Source organism: Vibrio sp. 2-2(8) (genome assembly GCF_963888495.1).
Lineage (GTDB): Bacteria > Pseudomonadota > Gammaproteobacteria > Enterobacterales > Vibrionaceae > Vibrio > Vibrio anguillarum.
On the sequence record NZ_CAWPJM010000008.1, the window covers coordinates 1 to 19,659 of the forward strand.

The 19,659-nt window shown below is 45.2% G+C and carries 21 protein-coding genes and 1 pseudogene; 7 read left to right on the forward strand and 15 right to left on the reverse strand.

The genetic code is table 11. The features are described 5' to 3' along the window. From AACV12_RS02425 to radC, 15 genes and pseudogenes are all read right to left on the reverse strand, one after another. Window positions 1-476 (reverse strand): PTS system mannose/fructose/sorbose family transporter subunit IID (locus AACV12_RS02425; protein WP_170901421.1); only part of this gene is annotated, 476 nt, incomplete at its 3' end. Continuing rightward, window positions 466-1,242, reverse strand: coding sequence for a PTS N-acetylgalactosamine transporter subunit IIC (gene agaW / locus AACV12_RS02430; RefSeq protein ID WP_019282485.1), 777 nt, complete (start codon window positions 1,240-1,242; stop codon window positions 466-468). The genes agaW and AACV12_RS02425, both read right to left, overlap by 11 nt. 17 nt (window positions 1,243-1,259) lie before the next feature. Next, window positions 1,260-1,733 carry a PTS N-acetylgalactosamine transporter subunit IIB gene (gene agaV, locus AACV12_RS02435; RefSeq protein WP_170901422.1) on the reverse strand — a complete coding sequence of 158 codons (474 nt, stop codon included), beginning with the start codon at window positions 1,731-1,733 and terminating at the stop codon, window positions 1,260-1,262. Window positions 1,734-1,757: 24 nt separating this feature from the next. Next, window positions 1,758-2,915 (reverse strand): SIS domain-containing protein, encoded by a 1,158-nt coding sequence (locus AACV12_RS02440; RefSeq protein ID WP_170901423.1) that lies wholly within the window; start codon window positions 2,913-2,915, stop codon window positions 1,758-1,760. Then, entirely contained in the window at window positions 2,912-4,222 is a 1,311-nt protein-coding gene (locus AACV12_RS02445) for a D-tagatose-bisphosphate aldolase, class II, non-catalytic subunit (RefSeq protein ID WP_170901424.1), read from the reverse strand. The genes AACV12_RS02440 and AACV12_RS02445 overlap by 4 nt, the downstream gene beginning before the upstream one ends. An 8-nt stretch (window positions 4,223-4,230) precedes the next feature. After that, window positions 4,231-5,007 carry a transcriptional repressor AgaR gene (gene agaR / locus AACV12_RS02450; RefSeq protein ID WP_170901426.1) on the reverse strand — a complete coding sequence of 259 codons (777 nt, stop codon included), beginning with the start codon at window positions 5,005-5,007 and terminating at the stop codon, window positions 4,231-4,233. A 394-nt stretch (window positions 5,008-5,401) separates the two neighbouring features. After that, window positions 5,402-6,169, reverse strand: coding sequence for a transcriptional repressor AgaR (gene agaR, locus AACV12_RS02455; protein WP_170901428.1), 768 nt, complete (start codon window positions 6,167-6,169; stop codon window positions 5,402-5,404). Window positions 6,170-7,028: 859 nt separating this feature from the next. Further along, entirely contained in the window at window positions 7,029-8,021 is a 993-nt protein-coding gene (locus AACV12_RS02460) for an IS110 family transposase (protein ID WP_170901430.1), read from the reverse strand. Between the two features lie 168 nt (window positions 8,022-8,189). Further along, on the reverse strand, window positions 8,190-8,396 hold the full coding sequence (locus tag AACV12_RS02465; protein ID WP_170901453.1) for a hypothetical protein: 207 nt from the start codon (window positions 8,394-8,396) through the stop codon (window positions 8,190-8,192). Continuing rightward, window positions 8,335-8,738, reverse strand: a pseudogene (locus AACV12_RS02470) (hypothetical protein). The gene AACV12_RS02465 and the pseudogene AACV12_RS02470 overlap by 62 nt, the downstream one beginning before the upstream one ends. Beyond that, complete coding sequence (locus tag AACV12_RS02475) at window positions 8,735-9,502, reverse strand: WYL domain-containing protein (protein ID WP_170901432.1); 768 nt, start codon at window positions 9,500-9,502, stop codon at window positions 8,735-8,737. The pseudogene AACV12_RS02470 and the gene AACV12_RS02475 overlap by 4 nt, the downstream one beginning before the upstream one ends. Window positions 9,503-9,640: 138 nt before the next feature. Beyond that, the gene (locus AACV12_RS02480; RefSeq protein WP_000202621.1) at window positions 9,641-9,817 is read right to left on the reverse strand and encodes a hypothetical protein; all 177 of its coding nucleotides are present in this window, start codon (window positions 9,815-9,817) and stop codon (window positions 9,641-9,643) included. Window positions 9,818-9,820: 3 nt separating this feature from the next. Then, the gene (locus AACV12_RS02485) at window positions 9,821-10,264 is read right to left on the reverse strand and encodes a DUF2787 domain-containing protein (protein WP_170901434.1); all 444 of its coding nucleotides are present in this window, start codon (window positions 10,262-10,264) and stop codon (window positions 9,821-9,823) included. A 50-nt stretch (window positions 10,265-10,314) separates the two neighbouring features. Next, window positions 10,315-10,752: a DUF2787 domain-containing protein gene (locus AACV12_RS02490; protein ID WP_170901436.1), complete on the reverse strand. Its 438-nt coding sequence runs from the start codon at window positions 10,750-10,752 to the stop codon at window positions 10,315-10,317. Further along, entirely contained in the window at window positions 10,749-11,222 is a 474-nt protein-coding gene (gene radC / locus AACV12_RS02495; protein ID WP_170901438.1) for a RadC family protein, read from the reverse strand. Before radC ends, AACV12_RS02490 begins: the two co-directional genes overlap by 4 nt. A 633-nt stretch (window positions 11,223-11,855) precedes the next feature. Between radC and AACV12_RS02500 the strand changes: the two genes are divergently transcribed. From AACV12_RS02500 to AACV12_RS02530, 7 genes are all read left to right on the forward strand, one after another. After that, complete coding sequence (locus tag AACV12_RS02500) at window positions 11,856-12,542, forward strand: DeoR/GlpR family DNA-binding transcription regulator (RefSeq protein WP_170901440.1); 687 nt, start codon at window positions 11,856-11,858, stop codon at window positions 12,540-12,542. 64 nt (window positions 12,543-12,606) lie between these two features. Next, window positions 12,607-13,908: an L-fucose:H+ symporter permease gene (fucP, locus tag AACV12_RS02505; protein WP_170901442.1), complete on the forward strand. Its 1,302-nt coding sequence runs from the start codon at window positions 12,607-12,609 to the stop codon at window positions 13,906-13,908. 65 nt (window positions 13,909-13,973) lie between these two features. Next, window positions 13,974-15,722 carry an L-fucose isomerase gene (locus AACV12_RS02510; protein ID WP_170901444.1) on the forward strand — a complete coding sequence of 583 codons (1,749 nt, stop codon included), beginning with the start codon at window positions 13,974-13,976 and terminating at the stop codon, window positions 15,720-15,722. A gap of 59 nt (window positions 15,723-15,781) precedes the next feature. Next, entirely contained in the window at window positions 15,782-17,230 is a 1,449-nt protein-coding gene (gene fucK / locus AACV12_RS02515) for an L-fuculokinase (protein WP_170901446.1), read from the forward strand. Then, window positions 17,223-17,657, forward strand: a complete 435-nt coding sequence (gene fucU / locus AACV12_RS02520) for an L-fucose mutarotase (protein WP_170901448.1) — start codon at window positions 17,223-17,225, stop codon at window positions 17,655-17,657. Before fucK ends, fucU begins: the two co-directional genes overlap by 8 nt. An 18-nt stretch (window positions 17,658-17,675) precedes the next feature. Continuing rightward, window positions 17,676-18,323, forward strand: coding sequence for an L-fuculose-phosphate aldolase (locus AACV12_RS02525; protein ID WP_170901455.1), 648 nt, complete (start codon window positions 17,676-17,678; stop codon window positions 18,321-18,323). 46 nt (window positions 18,324-18,369) lie between these two features. Further along, window positions 18,370-19,518, forward strand: a complete 1,149-nt coding sequence (locus AACV12_RS02530; RefSeq protein WP_170901451.1) for an iron-containing alcohol dehydrogenase — start codon at window positions 18,370-18,372, stop codon at window positions 19,516-19,518. The last annotated feature ends 141 nt before the right edge of the window (window positions 19,519-19,659 follow it).

Below are 19,659 nucleotides of genomic sequence, written 5' to 3' on the forward strand. Positions count from 1 at the left end.
AATGCAAGGTCAGCACCGATACCACCACAGATAGGGAGTAGGGTTAGCCAGAACATCGCATCACCGATACCACCCATGGGTGCACCAACTGCAATCTTGGTACTTTGGATACTGTTGATGTTCTGTTTTGAACGTTCCATCGCCAGTACTATACCCATAACGAATGTCACCAAGAATGGGTGGGTATTGAAGAAGCCCATGTGACCTTGCATTGCCTTAGATAGGTCCGCTTTATTAGTGTGAATCTTTTTCAGTGCAGGGAGTAAGCCATATAGCCAGCCCGAAGCCTGCATACGTTCGTAGTTGAAAGATGCTTGGAGCAGTAGTGAGCGCCATGCCATGCGGTTAATGTCCGCTTTGGTTAGCTCTGCGCCAATTTCCTTGTTTTCATATTCATCTTGAGCCACACCTGGAGCGGGTTGCACATCAGCGTTTTGGCTACGGAGGTCGAGTTCGTTGCTTACATTAGATTCCATCATCAAAGTCCTCAGCGGGTGCAGTTACTGGTGTTGGTTCGGTTTTGCGCATAAAGTCGATGATTGCCATAGCCGTTGCAACAGCAGCAATCGCTAGGATTGGTAGTTGTAGCCATGCGGCTGCAACAAAACCAAGAATGAAGTACGGGATGTAGGAATTTTTCATCATGATCTTCATCAGAACAGCAAAACCGATGGCAGGCATGATGCCACCCGCGACACCTAAGCCGTCGATAAGATCTTTCGGTAGGATTTCAACCATCTTTCCTGCGTGTTCAGCTCCAAGGTAGACTGGTAAGAATGCGCATAAAAAGTAGAAAGTACCCAGTACAGCTAATGCCATGTAGTTAACGCGTTCAATACCATTGGTATCTGCATCTTGCGCGTACTCATCACACTTAGACATGACCGCTGACATTGCCGAGAAGAGTAGAGTGATACCCATTTGCACAGCGACCGCAAAAGGTACCGCGACACCAACCGCGACATTAGGCTCAACTTTTGTGGTGATAGCGAAAGCCGTACCGACGATGGTACCGATGATGACGTTTGGTGGCTGAGCACCTGCAAGCGGTGCAAGACCCATCCAAATCAGTTCTAGCGTACCACCGACTAAGATACCGGTTTGCAAGTCGCCTAAAATTAGACCGACAAGCGGCCCAAGTACTACAGGGCGGTGGAAGTGAGTGAGACCGTTGAATAAATCTAGGCCAGCAAAGAAGGCTAAGATGCCGAGCATCAACGCCTGTAAGAGTCCTATTTCCATGGTTGGTGTCCTTATTATTAGATAAGAGTAAAGAGGTCTGTGGCACTTTCAGTGGGTACACCTTGCATGGTGCATTTCACTCCTAGTGCTTTTAGTTTTTCAAATTCCGCCACGTCTTCAGTTCCGACTGAAACCGTTTTGGCAATTTGTTTTTTCCCTTCTACGTAGTGCATGTTCCCTACGTTGATATTGCTAATGGGTACGCCACCTTCGACCAATTGGCGGAAGTCTTTTGGTGTGCGGCATACAAGAAGAATTCGTTGACGATCAGACGCTTTATGGATGGTGTCGATCGTCTTCTGCACTGACCAGAAACGGATAGCGATCCCATCGGCTAACACCATTTCCATCAGGTTTTGTTGAATACTGTCTTCAGCAACCTCGTCATTCACGACAACAATGATGTTGGCATCGGCAAAACCTACCCACTGCACTCCCACTTGGCCGTGAACAAGGCGCTCATCAATACGACTTAAAACGATATTTGGCATGGTCTAATGTCCTTATAGAAATCTTTACTGATTGAATGGGTAGATGGTGACGCCTTGCACCACACGGTTTACTTCTCCAGTTGGGCAAGGGTTATCGGGCCCTAAGCCAAGCTGAAGTGATTTTTCACATGCCAACATCTGGCAGAAGAGAATAAATGGGAAGCAGAGCCACTGATCGCCCAAGCCTAGTCGCCCAAGTTCAAAGACATCTTCTTCGTTAAGAGCAATTTCTGAGATTGCAACGTGGCTAAGCGCCTGTTTATCGCGACGAATTTCGTTGAACAGATCCATGTCGTATTGGCGCGTATACGCCTGACTGGACAGCAGTTGGATAACGATTGCTTTTTCGTTAATCGTAAATTTTGGACCATGGCGAAAACCAAGTGAGGAATCGAATGTCGTCATTACTTTACCCGCACTTAGCTCTAGTGATTTCAGTGAAGCTTCTCGGGCTAATCCAGCAAAACCACCACTGCCCAGAACGATCAAACGCTCATAAGGAAGATCAGCAAGCGCTTTAATGGCGGGTTGCCACTGATGTAGCTTGTGCTCACACAATGTGGCTGTCGCTTCAATTTGTTCGTTCCACTGGCTTGGGGACTGACCGCCTAATAACGTTAGCGTTGCCATAAGCATGCAAGTAAAACTTGAAGTCATAGCGAAGCTTTTATCGTTTGAACCCTCAGGCATCAGCATGCAGTAAGCATTGTCAGCCGTTTGGGCATAGCGAGAAAGTTCACCTTCTCCATTACAGGTTAAAAACAGGTGATGACAGTCAGTAACCAACTGATCGACCAGTGCTACCGCTGCAACACTTTCAGGACTGTTGCCAGAGCGAGCATAAGAAACCAACAAAGTCGGGCGCGATGGGTCAAGATACTGCTGGGGATTTGAAACCAAATCGGTGGTTGGAATCGACACCACTTGGAAGCCCAGTCCTTGCTGAATAAATGGGGCTGCCGCATCACCAACAAAGGCAGAGGTCCCTGCTCCTGTCAAAATTATTCTCAAATCAGAGCGTTGCAGCAGTGGAGTAAGAAATGCACTCACTGCTTCATACTGCTGCTCTAATATTGCAGACAGTGCACGCCATAAACGAGGTTGATGGCTAATTTCCTGAGCAGTGTGAATACCATTGTGTTGCTCTAACCATGGAACTTCATAGCCTAGAAATGAACTCATTTTATAGTCTCCTTGCTAGCCACGATGTTTGCATAACAGGCTTCGGAATAGACTTGCGTCACTTCCATAATCTTGTGCATAACAATCTCTGCGGGCTGATTTTGAATTTGATTTTGAGAAATGGCCTTAGCCTGATTTGGCAGATATTGGCTAAGGATTGTCACTGGCAAAGGATGGACAGTTAGGTTGTCAAACAAAGCCTGCTGCGCCGCTTTCACTTCTGGATGAGTCCAGTAGTAACGAATGCGATCACTTAAGCTATAACTGCAATCAAGGTATTGTTGATGCCCTTTGCTTGAGTAGTGTGAACGCCAGTAATTTGGTTGCTCGTGCATTACCTGTTCGATGGTGTCGCGTAGGTGCGAAGAATGATGGGTTCCAAGCCACTCTTTTTCTGCTCGTTCAAGACCATAGAAGGCCTCACGTAGAGCAAATGTCAAAGCAGGACCAACCTTTAAAATGGCGAAATGGTCGCGCACAAGTTGGTGGTATGCCGGTGGGTTCTGGTAATCGGTAGAGTGAGCTTCAAAAACAAGGTGTGGCTGAGTGTCTATCATCTTGCTCAGCAACTGAGCCTCATCACTCTGATAGTGGTGTACCATATGGTGGTCAAACTCAACACCTGGCTGAACAACCAAACCAATCACACGTGGCCATACATAACCAAGCCCTACATCACTGAATGCCTGATGGTGAGCATCTAGTGTTGCTAACGCCTGTTCTGGCTTAGTCACTTCAATACACTCATCCTGCAACGATTCAAGAGCGCCGCCCGGAGTAGGTACTTCCGTTCCGACAACATATAGAGGGGCTTCACCACCTACGCTTTTCCAAGCCTTTTCCGCAACCAAACATAGTTGTGCGGCTCGCGATGCCATCACCTCTTCACTCAGAGGCAATGAATCGTCAGCACATGGCATAGAACAGTCGAGATGAATCTTCTTAAAACCAGCACAAACGTAGTCATGGATCATTTGCGCTGAATATTCCATCGCTTGGCTTGCAGACAAGTTTTGCCAACAATTTGGACCAAGGTGATCACCACCCAGCACCACTTTCTCAATAGGGAAATCGAGACGCTCAGCTAACGCGAGAACATGGTTTGAAAAATCCTGCGGTGTCATTCCCGTATAGCCACCAAACTGATTGACCTGATTTGAGGTAGCTTCTATCAACACCAGTTGTTGATCCTGTGCAGCTTGCTTAATCGCAGCCTCAAGAACTAGCGGATGCGCCGAGCAAACAGAGTAAATGCCCGTTGCTTGACCTTGCTTATGCTGTTCGATTAGAGAAAGTAACGCTTTCATTTTTATTCCTAGTTAACGGTTTGGTCGGCAATAATCACGTCAACACCCATTTCAAGAAGGGCGCGATGTGTTGCATGGGGAATATTGCTATCAGTTACCAACACATCGATTTGGTGAGCTGCACGGATCATGCAAAAGCTTTTTCGACCAAATTTACTTGAGTCAGTAACCGCGATGACTTGGCGAGCAACTTCACACATGGCTCGGTTGACTTGCGCTTCTTGAGTATCAGGAGTCGTCACACCGGCTTGCAGATCGAATCCATCCACGCCAAGAAACAGTTTGTCAAAAAGGTAAGAGCGAATTTGCTGTTCCCCATGATTTCCCGTTAGTGAACATGATGCGCGGCGCAGGCTGCCACCAACCACATGGAGGTCGATATTCTCTAGCTTGCTAAGTTGATAAGCGGTATTGAGTGCATTGGTCATAACAACGAGCTGCTGCTTGTTAGTTAAATACTGAGGCATGAGACCGATAGTGGTACCTGAGTCTAAGATCACCACCTCACCATCATTGATGAGCTCGGCTGCGGCTTGCGCGATGGACTGCTTGGCACTGCGATTGAGTTGATCTTTGCGATAAAGAGGCTGATCAAATGCAAAGTTTGGATTGAGAGTAGCGCCACCATAACAACGGAACACACAGCCTTCTTTCTCGAGCAAGTTCAGGTCATGGCGAATCGTTACCGCAGAAACATTGTACTGTTCTGCAAACTCGTCCACTTTCCCTGAACCATGGCTGCATATATATGCCAATATTTGCTGTCTTCGTTCTGCACTGGTCATCTACCAATTCCTCTTTCGTTACATTTCATTTTCTGCATGAAATGTTTCGATTTCCTTTTGATTGGTATTAAAGCAGGACGGGTTGAGGAAAAGTGAAAGCTGGATCACAGTCAGTTTTCTTTCGGTTTGGACTCAAAAAACCTTTCACTTTTTGTCTAAATTTGTACTTTGTAAGTACCATAAAAGCTGACTTTTACTATTTTAAAACTGAAAGAATGAATGAATCCGCCACAATTGATTAGGTTTCGAAATACAACCTGTTTGAGATCACAAACTGGAGCATCAGTGAATTTTTATAGCGTAATAACAGCTAAATCAACCGGAGCTTGGCTGGTTCAAAAAATCACGTTATAAGCACTAAAATAGATTTATAAAGGAATACTAAGGAGTGAGATTATGCGACGATTCGAACATCAACACCCAATGCTGTAAGGTGGTCGACATAGCTTTGATGGATACCGCTATCAGTGATTAATATGTTCAGTTGTTCTGGACGAGCAATCAGACAAAAGCTTTGACGGTCAAACTTCGACGAATCTGTTACCGCAATGACGGTTTGAGCAGCCTCTAACATTTTCCGGTTAATATCAGCCTCACCTTGATGAGGTGTCGTAATTCCTGCCGATTTATCAAACCCATCAACTCCCAAGAACACCTTATTGAACCGATAGCCAGTGACTAAGTCTTCTCCACCGACACCATGAACTGAGTAGGAATTTTTACGCATCGTGCCACCAGTCACCATAACAGTGACATTAGTTTTATTGGCAAGGTGATAGGCGATATTGATACCGTTGGTCATGACAACAAGGTCATGCTTAGCGTCAAGATGGTAAGCAATCTGCTCGGTCGTCGAGCCTGAGTCAAGAATGACTTTATCGCCATCAGCAATAAGAGATGCAGCGTATTTCCCGAGCTTAGCTTTGATACTACTGTTGAGCTGCTTCTTATCATTCAATGGACGCTCAAAAGCAAACTGATTATTTAGCAGCGCACCCCCATAACATCTTTTTACACAGCCTTGTTTCTCAAGATAATTGAGATCATTGCGAATCGTAACCTCTGAAACATTATAAAGTTCAGAAAAATGGTTAACTTCGCCTTTTTGGTGATTTTGAATGTAGTGAAGGATCTCTTCACGTCTTTGGGTTGTGGTGGTCATAGGGAAATACTCCGACAAGTAAACATTTTACTCTAACTAATTTCTGCAGAGGGCCGAAACAAGTGCTTTAATTCATGGTGTAACGCAGTGTCTCTCTAAGATAGGTAATTAGACTCTTCGTTTGTCTCAATGCATTCATCTTTAACTCAATCCCAACCAAAGTGTTTTTCGTATTCAGGGTATTGAATAATGGTTCCTCACGTCTCGCCATTCTCTGAAATCCTTAAGACATCGTCAATCTCGACACCGAGGTGTCAATCTTGCTTCCGATCTTAACATTGAAGAGCGAATCTAGTGAGCGAAGGAAATGCAGTACAGTTTATTAAGCTCACCAACCTTTCTGTAAATAAGGTGGTGTTTTACTGCTCTTTGATTGAAAACTAGTCCTCAGTAGGTGAATTTGGCGATGATGATTGACATAACTTTGTTCATCGACAATCACGCTTGTACTTGAGTAAGCTGAAGTGATAGCTGACGGTTGGTATGAGTAATGACGAGGATACTATGTGAATCTTGCTTTTTTGAATATTTATGCAATCTAACAATGGGGAGAGCCAGCGTTACGTTTAAATAAATGTTATGCTACCGGTTTTGTATAAGGGTTTAACTCCGACTGATAAATGTCCAATGTATGGTACGCCCCGTTTTGCAAGTAAAAATTCAAAATAACGGGAGCTGGTTTGCGCTAATGTATTCGGAGTCTAATTGAGACTTTATCTTTAGCCTAGCTCCACGATGAGATCCGCGCCAGATTGTCCTCAAAAATGTGGAAGCATATTGGTTGCTGTTCTGGACATCAGGTTTTCAATCTGGTGGTCTAACCGTTTTGTCATCTTTCATTTTCATATGCAAACTTGATTTATGTTCTGATCTCGAAAGTTTTATGAGTTGCCATAACTGACCAAGCGATTTTGGCTAGCTTATTTGCCAATGCTACTAAAGCTACATTGAAAGGTTTTCGACGCTTCAAGTCTAATAACCACGTACCAAAATATTTCTCCGCGGTAGCATCTCGCCACAGCACTGATCTTGCTGCGTGAACAAACAGTTCGCGAAGTTCTTTGTTACCTCGTTTCGATATTCCAAGAAGCCTCGGCTTACCCCCTGTCGAATATTGAAATGGAACTACTCCTATCCAGGCAGCAAAATTACGACCGTTGGAAAAATCTTTGGGATCTGACACGGCAGACAGACAACAAGCAGCAGTCATTGGACCTACTCCAGGAATAGATTGCAGCAAAGTAAACAGTTCATTCTCATGATTAAGAGTTTCAATCTTCTTATCTTGTTTTTTAATCTTATCATTGAGTTCGTTGTAATGATCGAGTTGTTCTCGTAGCTCAAAAACAAGTAGTGGAGGAAGTGACTGCCCAGTGTCAGCAAGCCACTGAAAAAGCCGTTTCATATTTGCATGACCACGAGGGAAGCTAAAACCAAATTCAACAAGAATTGAAGAAATTCGGTTCATCACAGCCGTCCTTTCCCTTATATAGCAAGTCCGAATTCGACGAATTACGCTTCCTAACTGCGCTTGCTCAGATTTAGGTGTTACAAACCTCATTTTAGGTCTTGTCGCTGCTTCGGTTATGGCGTCGGCGTCAATGAAGTCATCTTTGTGACTTTTAACATAAGGCTTAACGTTGTGGCCAAATTCTTGGCAACGTCTAGCTAGCCAGTTTGCACCACAACAAGCTTCCATCACTATAGTTACAGGTTCATGTGCAGAGATAAATTGAATTAATTTAGCCCTTGAGAACTTATGTCGATAAAGCTCTTGACCAGAATGGTCGTGACCAACCAAGTGAAAGGTAGATTTACCAAGATCGATACCGATTGTTTTGATAGCTGACATGACTGAAGTGCAGCGATTATGCTGAGTGTAGTTTAGGTGTGGGGCGTACCATCTAATTAACGTGTTTAAGCGGATGGCCAAGGCCTTGTGAAGCTTAGGTATGGAAGCAAAAAAAGAATGGGGAGCGTGACAGCTCCCCATTGTCATTTTTTATCGTTGCTGGTGGTATTACTTTTCTGTGATGGCTTCACAGCCTTTAGGAACGGTGATGCTCGCTACGTCCTTACCTTTCTGTTGTGCCTCTTTCACATCCATTTTGTATTGAGTGCACTTGCCCACACTGACGTTAACTGCACCAGAATCCGAGGATGGATTACCGCCTAGTGTTCCACCAGCAAAGGCGGAAGAGGTAGAGAAAGCTAACGCTGTCGTGATAAGTAGAGATGACTTCGATTTCTTTCACGCTGTCTACGGTCAGTTGTTGCTGTATCCGGTGTAGGTTTGGCCGAACTTTAATGAAACGTTTCTTGATAGCTCTGAGGTTGTGCCAGCGGGTAATCGGCAGTTGCCACGGTTAATCACCACATTACTTATTACGGTATTGTCGGCGACTGCTTGCAGGTCAAAGACCAATGTTCCCCAGTGAGGATTAGTAGATATCGATACCTCAATATCTGCTGTTGCTGTTTGAGTCTCTTCTTGGTCGCCACAAGCGGTGAGTCCGATAAACAGCACGCTCATAGCGGTGTATCGGAGTAGGGTGTTGATTAATGTCATAACGGTGCTCTCCTTATCGGTGAGTGAAATTCAGGCGCACTGACTTCATCGTGTTCACGCATGAACCGCTCAATATTGAAATCAGTCGGATAGGTAAAAGAAAACGTCGATACACTGGCCTCATCAATCAAAGGCAAGGCTAGGGTGCGTATCGTGTGTTGACCGGATAATCGAAAGAGCAGCAAGAGCGCGTCACACTGAACCGAGAGTCCCAGTGGCTCAATGAGCGCCTTCTCTTGCTGCAATACTTGGCTAGATATCTTGAGCATACGGTTGTGCAGTAATGCTGTATGTACCGCATTCAATACGTGCCGTTGCTCGTCACTCCACTCGCGAATCGTGGGCAAAGCTACATGTATTTTTGCTAACCATGCTTGCTCTTTTGAATGTGCTGAACCCTTGCGTGGTAAGGGTTTGTCTCTCTCCGAGGAGCACCCTTGCCCATAATTCAGTGCATCAGGAACAAGCGGCAGTAAGTACTTGTTGGTCAGTTGCCAATAGAGCATTTCCTGCTTGTTGAGTTTCAGTAATTGCTCTGAGGTTTTGCGATAAACATGGGGCATGCTCATCGAATCACACTCCACGTTAAACAAGTCCACAATGATGTCATCGAGGTAGCGTTTAATGCTGCGAGTGGTGCGGTGGATATCGAGTAGGGCTAACTGCTGCTGCAACTCCCTAACGGTAATCCATCGATGTTGAGGAATAAGCATCAGCGTGTGCAGCAAAGCGGATAACCCTTCAATGCTGGTTTTATTGCTCATGACTACGCTCTCAATACATCAAAGCTCCACACCGGAGTCGGACATTTAATGTCGGGAGAATAGAGGTGGGTCAGACACATAATGTCCAACGGTGAAAACAGCATCAATCGGCATCACCAAAGCGTGAGCCGATTAACATTAACGAGGCTTATGCTTATCACTGAGCTCTGCAATCGCTGCCAATAACCCAATCAACAGCACCACCAGAAACCCTAAACTGGATAGGGCTCCAATAGCGCCGAAGAACGGGGAAAGTGAAAACAACGTGATGAGGGCAGTGACAAGTTTGATGGTTTGTAGAAGAAGGGAAGTCATGAGTTATTGCGGGGTGACGGCTATCTCGTTGTAAGCGTCCATATCGACATAGGCAAGAAAGTTATTCTCCCATAGCCGATACAGCTCTTTGGCATCACGGCTACCTTGCATTGGTAGCCAGCCACGATAAGCAACAAAGAACTGCCCAACCCGAAAATCAAAATCCAAGTTGCGCTCTAGCTCTGGATAGTAATTCCCCATATAAGCAAAGTCGGTTATGTACTCAATACTCCATTCCCCTGTTGAAGTTTGGCAAATCGCCATCTCAACCGGATGGAAGCCGCCTTCTTCCGCGCTGTAACTTTTATCGCGAAAGTTAAACACCAGATAACGGCTGGTGGTCAGTGCTTCATTACTCAGCAAGTGAGCGGTGAGTTGCTCACTTAACAGCTTATGCAGTTTCTTTGATACAGGTAGTAATGATGCTGTGAAGTTTAATTTGGACATAGTGAGTCCTCCTTGTTTCAGGATTCAAATAAGACATGAGAGATTAGGATTTAGTTGAAAGTGCCGACCATCGTCAGTTGCACGTCATCAAAGACGTTTCTGGATAGGTGACGAGCAAAGGCTTTCATCCATACCGAGAGTAGCTCTTGTACCTCTGGGTGGGATAAATCAGTGCTCCCCACATCGGGTTGATAGCACCAGCGATTAGCAAGGTGAAAGTACAACTCAGGTTCAACGGTTGTGCTGTTGTTATCGGGATAAGAGAAGCTGGCAAAGAACACCACCAGCCAAGGGCTTGAGGCTGACTCTCGTTTAAGCTGCACCTCTATCGGATGTAAACCTTGTCGATGTCGGTAGTAACTCATCTGACGGCAGTTCAGCACGAGTCGTTCAGCGTTCTCTGGGAGAGTGTATCGATTCAACAGAGCTTCCAGTGACGAATGTAAAGCGTCATCAATAGAAAGCTCACCGTAATGTTGCTCAATCATAACCACCCCCTTTCAGCAAATGAGGTGCAGGTATCGCCTGTCACGATATGGTCAAGTACGCGAACATCCACCAGCGCGAGCGCATCTTTGAGTCTGTCGGTTATGCGTCTGTCGGCTTGAGACGGCGTTGAGTCACCGGATGGATGGTTATGCGCAAATATCACCGCTGCGGCATTGACTTCCAACACCGCTTTCACCACTTCACGTGGGTAGACGCTGGCCGCATCCACCGTTCCTTGAAACAGCTCTTTAAACTCAATCAGTCGGTTTTGGTTATCCAGTAGCAATAAGGCAAACACTTCACGTTCATAGCTGCCTAGCTTACAGCGCACATACTCTTTGGTGGCATCCGGATTGGTTAGGGCATCGCCACGCACGTAGCGGTTAGCTAGTATCTCAGCGGCATGCTCTAGGATTTCATTTTCCTGATAGCGTTGCTGCTTTTGGTAATCGGAAGTTTTGGGATTCATTTCGGGCTCCTGTCGGAATCAATGGTGGGTATTCACATTGATGACATATGCCTGAAGATTTTTTGTTTTAGGGTGAGAATCGATAGTGGATCAGTTTTGCATGATCGGTGACAACCTGTAGCTTGCTAGTTTTAAAGGGGGGTTAGGGTGGAAAACTGATGACGTTAGAATGAGAAAGGGTAGGAGAGAATCGCTTAGTGAGCACATAAATTGCAGCAGTTGCATTGTCTAGATTAAGTCCCTAGTTTCTTGGAGTATTAACTCCCCTGCTTTTTATCCTCTTTAGTTGGCCAAGTTCAGCTAATCGTCGGTTTCATGTTTACTAGGTGGATTTTTACTACATTTTCTGTGCAGACCTCTTGTGACCCCTCTGCGTTATGCGCTTTGGTTTGAAATAAACAACAAACAAGTATTCATAAATTAAACCAAGCTATGTAAATGGTGATTATAAGCCGGTCTGACAAATACAATTCCTTATTAATAAATGACTGTTTCTATAGAAGTCGGGCATTTGTGTTCTATAGTCCACAATATCGGTCACAAATCGGTCAATAACGGGCTTGATGGCGATTTCGTCACAGTTTTGCCGTTTCTTCATTGGTAAATTAATAATCAAGCAAGAGGGAGACCATTATGAGAAGCCTACAAATTGTTGAACTAATAAATGATCAAAGAAGTGCAACTGTCGAAGAAATAGCAGAAGCCTTTAATGTTTCTGTGGAAACCATTCGTCGAGATTTAAAAAAGCTTGATGAATCGGGCGCACTTAAAAGAGTTCATGGTGGGGCTATTAGTGTTCAAGAAATTGATGAAGGTCTTTCTTTTCATGCGCGTTCTAAGGACTACATAGAAGAAAAGGAATTACTGGTAAGCAAAGCGCTAGATTATATTAAAGAAGAAATGGTAATAGGTTTAGACGCAAGTTCATCGAGTTGGTGTCTTGCTCGAGAGATTCCAAATATCAGTTGCACTATTATTACCAATTCTCTTCAGAATGTTATTGCCCTTGAAGGTAAAAGTAATATTAGTGTAATTTGTACTGGTGGCAGTTATTCCGAGAAGTACAGTAGTTTCTATGGCCCACTAGCGGTGGAGACACTGGCTAATATGTCTTTGGACGTCTGCTTCTTTTCCTGCGTTGGGTTTGATTATGACTCAGGAGTTTGGGATTCAAATGAATATAACTATCAAATAAAAAGAAGTTTTATCGATATATCTGATCAGGTTATTCTTATTGCCGATAAATCTAAATACAAAAAAAGAAGTCTTCTTAAAATATGTGATAACGAATCGGTAGATGTAGTAATAACTGATTTGTAATAACGTGAAACAAAACAAACTTTAAAATAAAAATAAATAATTTAATTAATAATAAGGATATCTTATGAGTGATACTCTCAATATAATCTCGTCTGAAACGCAGAGGAATAATAATGTAGAGGTAATACCAAAGGAAATTAAATTTGCTTTTTGGCTACTATGTTGTTGTTTTGCCATGTGGGGTTTGGCAAATAACATGACTGATGTGCTTATTGCACAGTTTCGAAAAGTATTTACTTTAACCGATATGCAATCCGGTTTGGTACAAACAGCTTTCTATGGTGCTTATTTTTGTTTGGCTCTTCCCGCTGCGCTTTTCATACAGCGATACAGTTATAAAGCCGGAGTGCTTTTGGGCCTTGGATTGTTTGCAACCGGCGCACTGCTATTTTATCCGGCCGCGCAAGCAATGGAATATTTACCTTTCTTGCTGGCATTATTTGTTCTAGCTGGCGGTCTCTCCATCCTAGAAACAAGTGCCAACCCATATATATTAGCGATGGGACCTGAAGAAACCGCAACGCGACGTCTAAATATTGCTCAAGCTTGTAACCCTATTGGCTCGATCACTGGGGTGTTAATTGGCAAATTTTACATCTTATCGCAACTAAATCCTGCAACGGATAGTGAACGTGCGTCCATGGCTGCTGACGAACTAGTGAAAATTCAATCTGACGAACTGTATGCAGTAATGATGCCCTATATCGGCGTAGCGGTTGTTATTGCTTTGATTTGGCTATTGATTCTTAAAACTAAGATGCCGGCCGCAAAGGACACAAGTACTACCGGTGAGTCTACATTTGGTCAGGCGTACCGCCGTATTGTCAAGCGAAGCCACTTTACCAAAGGCGTGTTAGCTCAGTTTTTCTATGTCGGTGCGCAAATTGGTTGTTGGTCATGGACGATTCGTTACGTGATGCAAGAAGTCGGTGGCACAGAAGCGGAAGCATCAACATATCTACTGACATCTATTGTGATTTTCTCTGTCATGCGCTGGGTTTGTGTCGCGCTAATGAAACACATTGAACCACAAAAACTACTTGCTGCTTTGGCTGCGCTCGCTGCGATGTTAGTTGCTGTAATCATGGTAGTGGGTGGGCTAGCAGGGGCTTATGCACTAGTGTGTGTGTCTGCATGTATGTCCTTGATGTTCCCAACTATTTTTGGGCTATCACTGAGAGATTTAGGGTCTGATTCAAAGTTTGGTGGAAGCTTCCTAATCATGGCAATCTTGGGTGGTGCACTGCTAACCGCCATCATGGGGCAAATCTCAGACGCAGCGGGCATTGGCGCCGCATTCGTTATCCCATTCATTGGCTTTGTTTACCTAGTGTACTACGGCGCAAAAGGTTACCAAGTTAAGTAAAGAATTATCCACAAGGGCAGTATTAACCTGCCCCTGAATTAAAGAAATAATAAGGAACATCAATTATGTCACAGTTAGTTAAAATCGGTATTCGTCCTACCATCGACGGTCGTCAAATGGGTGTACGCGAATCTCTTGAAGATCAAACTATGGGAATGGCTCAGCGCGCAGCTTATTTTATTCAAGATAATATTCGCCACGCTAGCGGAGAGAAAGTGGAGTGTGTCCTTGCCGACTCTTGTATTGGTGGTGTGGCAGAATCTGCTGCGACAGCTGACAAATTTAAACGTGAAAATGTGGGCCTTGTACTGACAGTAACACCGTGCTGGTGTTATGGCACTGAAACCATTGATATGGACCCGCATACGCCAAAAGCCATCTGGGGCTTCAATGGTACTGAGCGTCCAGGTGCAGTATACCTAGCCGCCGCGATGGCAGGCCACTCACAAGTGGGTTTACCGGCATTCTCAATTTACGGCAAAGAAGTGCAAGACGCAGGAGACGAGTCAATCCCTAGTGACGTACAAGACAAGATTCTTCGCTTCTGCCGCGCAGGTTTAGCCGTCGCGTCAATGCGCGGTAAATCTTATCTCTCGATGGGCTCTGTATCTATGGGCATCGCGGGCTCTGTGGTTAACCCTGAGTTCTTCCAAAAGTATCTGGGCATGCGTAATGAATATGTCGATATGACAGAAATCAAACGCCGTTTGGATCGAGAAGTCTATGACAAGAAAGAGTTTGAACTGGCGCGTGCTTGGGTACGAGACTGGTGTAAGGAAGGTAAAGATTATAACGGCACCCCGTTCACCGAAGAGCGTAAAGCAGAAGATTGGGATACCGTCATTAAGATGACCATGATTATGCGCGATTTGATGCAAGGCAACCCAAAACTTGCAGAGCTAGGCTTTGGTGAAGAATCGCTAGGACACAATGCTATTCTGGCTGGCTTCCAAGGTCAGCGTCATTGGACCGATCATTTGCCCAATGCCGATTTTTCAGAGGCCATCTTGAACTCCTCATTTGATTGGAACGGCATTCGTGAGCCAATCTGTGTGGCAACAGAAAACGACGCGTTGAACGGCGTAAATATGATGTTTGGTAAGCTACTGACGGGTGAGGCCCAGGTCTTCCATGATGTTCGTACCTACTGGTCTGAAGATGCGGTAGAGCGTGTGACAGGGACTCGCCCAGATTCCGGTTTCTTGCACCTAGTTAACTCTGGATCAGCAGCGCTCGATGGGGCAGGTAAAGCGAAAACAGCCGATGGTAAGCCGACGATGAAACCGCACTGGGAACTGACACAAGCTGACGTTGAAGCGTCTCTCAATGCAACGAAATGGTGCCCAGCCATTGCAGAATACTTCCGTGGGGGTGGCTTCTCGTCTCAGTTCCTAACTGAAGGTGGTATGCCATTTACCATGCATCGAATTAACATTATCGCGGGTATTGGACCAGTGCTGCAAATTGCTGAGGGGCACTCTATCGAACTGCCAGAAGATGTTCATAACACCCTAAATGAACGCACCAACGCGACTTGGCCAACGACTTGGTTCGTCCCTCGTTTGACTGGCGAAGGCACATTTAAATCGGTTTATGACGTCATGGCAAACTGGGGCGCTAACCACTGTGTTATCACCTCAGGCCACGTTGGCGGCGATTTAATCTCTCTCGCTGCAATGCTGCGTATTCCGGTATCGATGCATAACGTGGATAGCCAAGACATCTTCCGTCCGCATACTTGGTCTGCATTTGGTCAAGATGTTGAGGGACAGGACTATCGCGCTTGTCAGAACTTCGGTCCTATCTATAAGTAATTCAATAGGTAACTAATTTTGCCTGCCCCAACTTGGGGTAGGCCTTAAAGGGGTGAGTTATGTCGATTGCTATTATTCTTGATTGCGGAGCCACCAACGTCCGCTCTATTGCAATTAACCAGCAAGGTGAAATCGTTGCGTCGCACTATATTGCTAATGAAACGCTACAGAATGGCACTAAACATGTTTGGGATTTCCAACAGATTTGGAAAAAGCTTGTTGAGTGTTCAAAGCATGTAACGGCTCAAATTAATTCGACGGATATTGTTGCCGTTTCTGTCACTACCTTTGGGGTGGACGGGGCGCCCTTCGATAAAGATGGAAAGCAGATCTATCCCATTATTTCTTGGAAATGTGCTCGTACCGCGCCTGTGATGAGCCAGATCTCGCAAGATATTGACCGCAATGAACTGTATTTAGCCAACGGCATCGGGGACTATTCGTTCAATACCTTATTCAAGCTTAAGTGGTTGAAAGACAACGAACCAAAAGTCTATAGCAATATGGACAAGTGGGTATTTATTTCGTCGATGTTGATACAAAAGCTGACGGGCGAATTAACAACCGATCGAACCATGGCTGGCACGTCGATGATGACGGACCTAGACAGCGGTGACTGGAATGAAGGGGTATTACAGTACCTAGAACTGACGAAGGCGCACTTTCCTCCCATGGTTGAAGCGGGCGAAATAGTGGGTTGTTTAAAAGACGATGTTGCCTTCCTGCTTGGCATTCCAAACAGAGTTCCAGTGATTTCAGCAGGTCACGACACTCAGTTTGCTTTGTTCGGCTCTGGTGCCAAAGAGAATCAGTCTTTCTTAAGCTCAGGGACTTGGGAGATCTTGATGGCTCGTTCGCCACGTCCTCAGTTAAAACCTGACTATCTCAAAGAGGGCATGACAACGGAGCTTGATGCTAAAAATGGTCTGTTTAACCCAGCAATCCAATGGCTCTCTAGTGCAGTAATGGAATGGGTCGCCAACACCTACTTTGCGGATATTGCCGAGAGCAGCAGTAAATACGCGGTGATGGTTTCGGAAGGGGAAGCGGCCCCTATCGGTGCAAATGGCGTTAGGTTCGATCCATCCTTTTTACTTGGTGCCGACGGTAAAGGAAATGGTGCGATTACAGGCCTGTCCATTAATACCACAAGGGGTGAGATATACCGCGCCGCGCTAGAAGGACTGGCCTTCAAACTCAAGAGCAGTCTGCACTCTCTTTCCACGACTTGTCGCTTAAATACCGAGTGTTTAATGGTGGTGGGTGGTGGGTCTAAAAATAGACTGTGGAACCAAATAAGAGCTGACGTTGTTGGCATCCCTATCCATGTGGTTGAACAGCCTGAAGCCACAGTGACGGGGGCAGCGATGTATGCCTTTGCAGGGGCTGAGGTATTTATTGATGCCAATCATGCCCAAGAAAATATGAAGCCTTCTTACCAAGTTATCACCCCGTCTGAGAGCCGTGAACAATATGCCCAGTTATTGAAGGAAATACACAATGCTTAAAGGAATCCATCCGGCAATAAGCCCAGGACTGCTTGCCGTATTAAGTCGAATGGGGCATGGCGATGAAATTCTGTTTGCCGACGCCCATTTTCCTGCGGAGACGTTTGGATCACACGTGGTGCTCAGAGCCGATGGCGTGAATATCGATACGCTGTTAGAAGGCACAATGCCGTTATTTGAGTTAGACGCGTACTGCCAAAGCCCGTTGATCATGATGCAAGCGGTAGAGGGTGACCAACTCGATCCAACGGTTGAATCGAAATACATGGCAGCAATTACAAAGACCACGCAAGACAAGCCTGCATTAGAGCAAATTGATCGTTTTGATTTTTACGACCGCGCTGAAAAATGCTTTGCAATTGTACTGACGGGCGAAACCGCTAAATACGGAAACATCATTTTAAAGAAAGGCGTAACGCCAGCTTAAGGAAGTAATACGATGACAATAACAAGAAATGAACTAGCACAAGAAATTATCGATATATGCTTAGAGATGACTAAGCTGGGATTGAACCAAGGCACCGCAGGTAATGTATCGGCGCGCTATGAAGATGGTTTATTGATCACTCCAACGGGTATTGAATATGAGAAGCTGACACCAGAAAAGATCGTTTTTGTCAGCGAATCCGGAGAATTTGAGGAAGGCAAAATTCCATCAAGCGAATGGGCTTTCCACCTAACCTGCTACCAAGCGAGAGAGGATTGCCATGCCGTTGTTCACAACCATGCCATTAACGCGACAGCAGTGTCTATACTCAATCGCCCAATCCAGGCGATCCACTATATGGTTGCGGCATCGGGCGCGTCAGAAATACCTTGTGTACCTTATGCTACCTTTGGCTCTCCTAAGTTGGCTGATTATGTAGATGCTGGCATTCGTCAAAGTAAATCCATTCTGCTGCAGCATCATGGCATGATCACCGTTGGTGAGAATCTGAAAAAAGCACTGTGGTTAGCCCATGAGACCGAGGTGCTGGCTGAGCTTTATCTCAAATGTGCGGCGATTCAGCCAGACGTTCCAGTTCTTCCAAACCAAGAGATGGATCATGTACTCGACAAGTTCAAAACGTATGGTTTGCGAGTTGAGAAGTAGTTGATGTCGGCCCGATCCGTCGGGCTTTTACTTAAAAGGAATGACTATGGTGTTTGCATTAAATTTACCAAAACTATCATTATCCGGCGTAGGTGCGGTGGCAGAATCTGTTGCAGTCTTGGACAGCCAATCTGTAAAAAAAGCCATGATAGTGACAGATAAGAACCTGATTGAATTGGGGATATTAGATACTCTTCATCGAGCGCTTGATGACAAAGGGTTCGATTATGTAACCTTTGACGCGGTTACTCCGAACCCAACCGTTAGTTTGGTTAATCAAGGAGCTGAGTTTTACCAACAGAGTGGGTGTGATTGCCTGATTGCAGTTGGTGGCGGTAGCCCTATTGATTGCGCGAAAGCGATTCGTATCGTCACATCAAACGACGGCGATATTACCGCTTTTAATGGGGTTGGCCTGGTTAAAAACAACGGTGTGTTTTTTATTGCGATTAATACAACAGCGGGAACAGCGGCTGAAATGACGTCCAACTCGGTGATCACTGATGAGAAGAATCTTGTTAAGATGGTAATCGTCGATACCAAACAAATTCCAGATGTTGCCGTCAATGACCCTTCACTAATGATTGGCTTACCAGCCTCTGTTACCGCTGCAACGGGCATGGATGCGCTGACTCATGCCATTGAGTCAATTGTGACTCCTGGCGCACATCGTTTAACACTTCCGACCGCACTTGAGGCGGTTAAGTTGATAACTAAATGGTTGCCTGTGGCGGTAAAGGATGGGTCTAACATAGAAGCTCGATCGGCACTTGCTGATGCGCAGTTTTTAGCGGGGATGTCATTCAACTCTGCAGGGCTGGGTGCGGTTCATGCTTTGTCACATCAGCCATCAGCAACGCATAACCTAGCACATGGCGTTTGTAATGCCATCTTGTTGCCAGTGGTGAGCGCATTCAATGCTCAAACAGCGCCAAGTTCGTTTAGAGCAATAGCAGAAGCGATGGAAGGAGATACCTCTCAGTTAGATGACACTGATGCAGCCCTTTTAGCGGTGGACCTGATTTGCAAGTTGTCAAGCGAAGTGGGTATCCCTTCAGGGCTTGCCCAACTTGGAATTAAGCGAGAAGATATTGATGGCTGGGTTCAAAAAGCAATGGACGATGTTTGTATGGGAGGAAACCCTCGAACGTTGACTAGTGAAGACGTTTATCATCTTTATCAATCTGCGTTATAACAACATTGTAATGGTTGTAGTGGCATAGTGAATTTGGTCACTTAGTTAGAGGTGATATCATCACCTCATAAGTTAACAGGTGACATTATGACAAAACGTACAAGACGACTATTTAGCGCAGAATTTAAGTTAGAAGCAGCG

Excerpts from the sequence above, each read along its gene's own strand:
- agaW (WP_019282485.1), bottom strand. The coding sequence starts at position 1,242 with ATGGAAATAGGACTCTTACAGGCGTTGATGCTCGGCATCTTAGCCTTC.
- agaV (WP_170901422.1), bottom strand. The coding sequence starts at position 1,733 with ATGCCAAATATCGTTTTAAGTCGTATTGATGAGCGCCTTGTTCACGGC.
- AACV12_RS02440 (WP_170901423.1), bottom strand. The coding sequence starts at position 2,915 with ATGAGTTCATTTCTAGGCTATGAAGTTCCATGGTTAGAGCAACACAAT.
- AACV12_RS02445 (WP_170901424.1), bottom strand. The coding sequence starts at position 4,222 with ATGAAAGCGTTACTTTCTCTAATCGAACAGCATAAGCAAGGTCAAGCA.
- agaR (WP_170901426.1), bottom strand. The coding sequence starts at position 5,007 with ATGACCAGTGCAGAACGAAGACAGCAAATATTGGCATATATATGCAGC.
- agaR (WP_170901428.1), bottom strand. The coding sequence starts at position 6,169 with ATGACCACCACAACCCAAAGACGTGAAGAGATCCTTCACTACATTCAA.
- AACV12_RS02460 (WP_170901430.1), bottom strand. The coding sequence starts at position 8,021 with ATGTCAGCTATCAAAACAATCGGTATCGATCTTGGTAAATCTACCTTT.
- AACV12_RS02475 (WP_170901432.1), bottom strand. The coding sequence starts at position 9,502 with ATGAGCAATAAAACCAGCATTGAAGGGTTATCCGCTTTGCTGCACACG.
- AACV12_RS02480 (WP_000202621.1), bottom strand. The coding sequence starts at position 9,817 with ATGACTTCCCTTCTTCTACAAACCATCAAACTTGTCACTGCCCTCATC.
- AACV12_RS02485 (WP_170901434.1), bottom strand. The coding sequence starts at position 10,264 with ATGTCCAAATTAAACTTCACAGCATCATTACTACCTGTATCAAAGAAA.
- AACV12_RS02490 (WP_170901436.1), bottom strand. The coding sequence starts at position 10,752 with ATGATTGAGCAACATTACGGTGAGCTTTCTATTGATGACGCTTTACAT.
- radC (WP_170901438.1), bottom strand. The coding sequence starts at position 11,222 with ATGAATCCCAAAACTTCCGATTACCAAAAGCAGCAACGCTATCAGGAA.
- AACV12_RS02500 (WP_170901440.1), top strand. The coding sequence starts at position 11,856 with ATGAGAAGCCTACAAATTGTTGAACTAATAAATGATCAAAGAAGTGCA.
- fucP (WP_170901442.1), top strand. The coding sequence starts at position 12,607 with ATGAGTGATACTCTCAATATAATCTCGTCTGAAACGCAGAGGAATAAT.
- AACV12_RS02510 (WP_170901444.1), top strand. The coding sequence starts at position 13,974 with ATGTCACAGTTAGTTAAAATCGGTATTCGTCCTACCATCGACGGTCGT.
- fucK (WP_170901446.1), top strand. The coding sequence starts at position 15,782 with ATGTCGATTGCTATTATTCTTGATTGCGGAGCCACCAACGTCCGCTCT.
- fucU (WP_170901448.1), top strand. The coding sequence starts at position 17,223 with ATGCTTAAAGGAATCCATCCGGCAATAAGCCCAGGACTGCTTGCCGTA.
- AACV12_RS02530 (WP_170901451.1), top strand. The coding sequence starts at position 18,370 with ATGGTGTTTGCATTAAATTTACCAAAACTATCATTATCCGGCGTAGGT.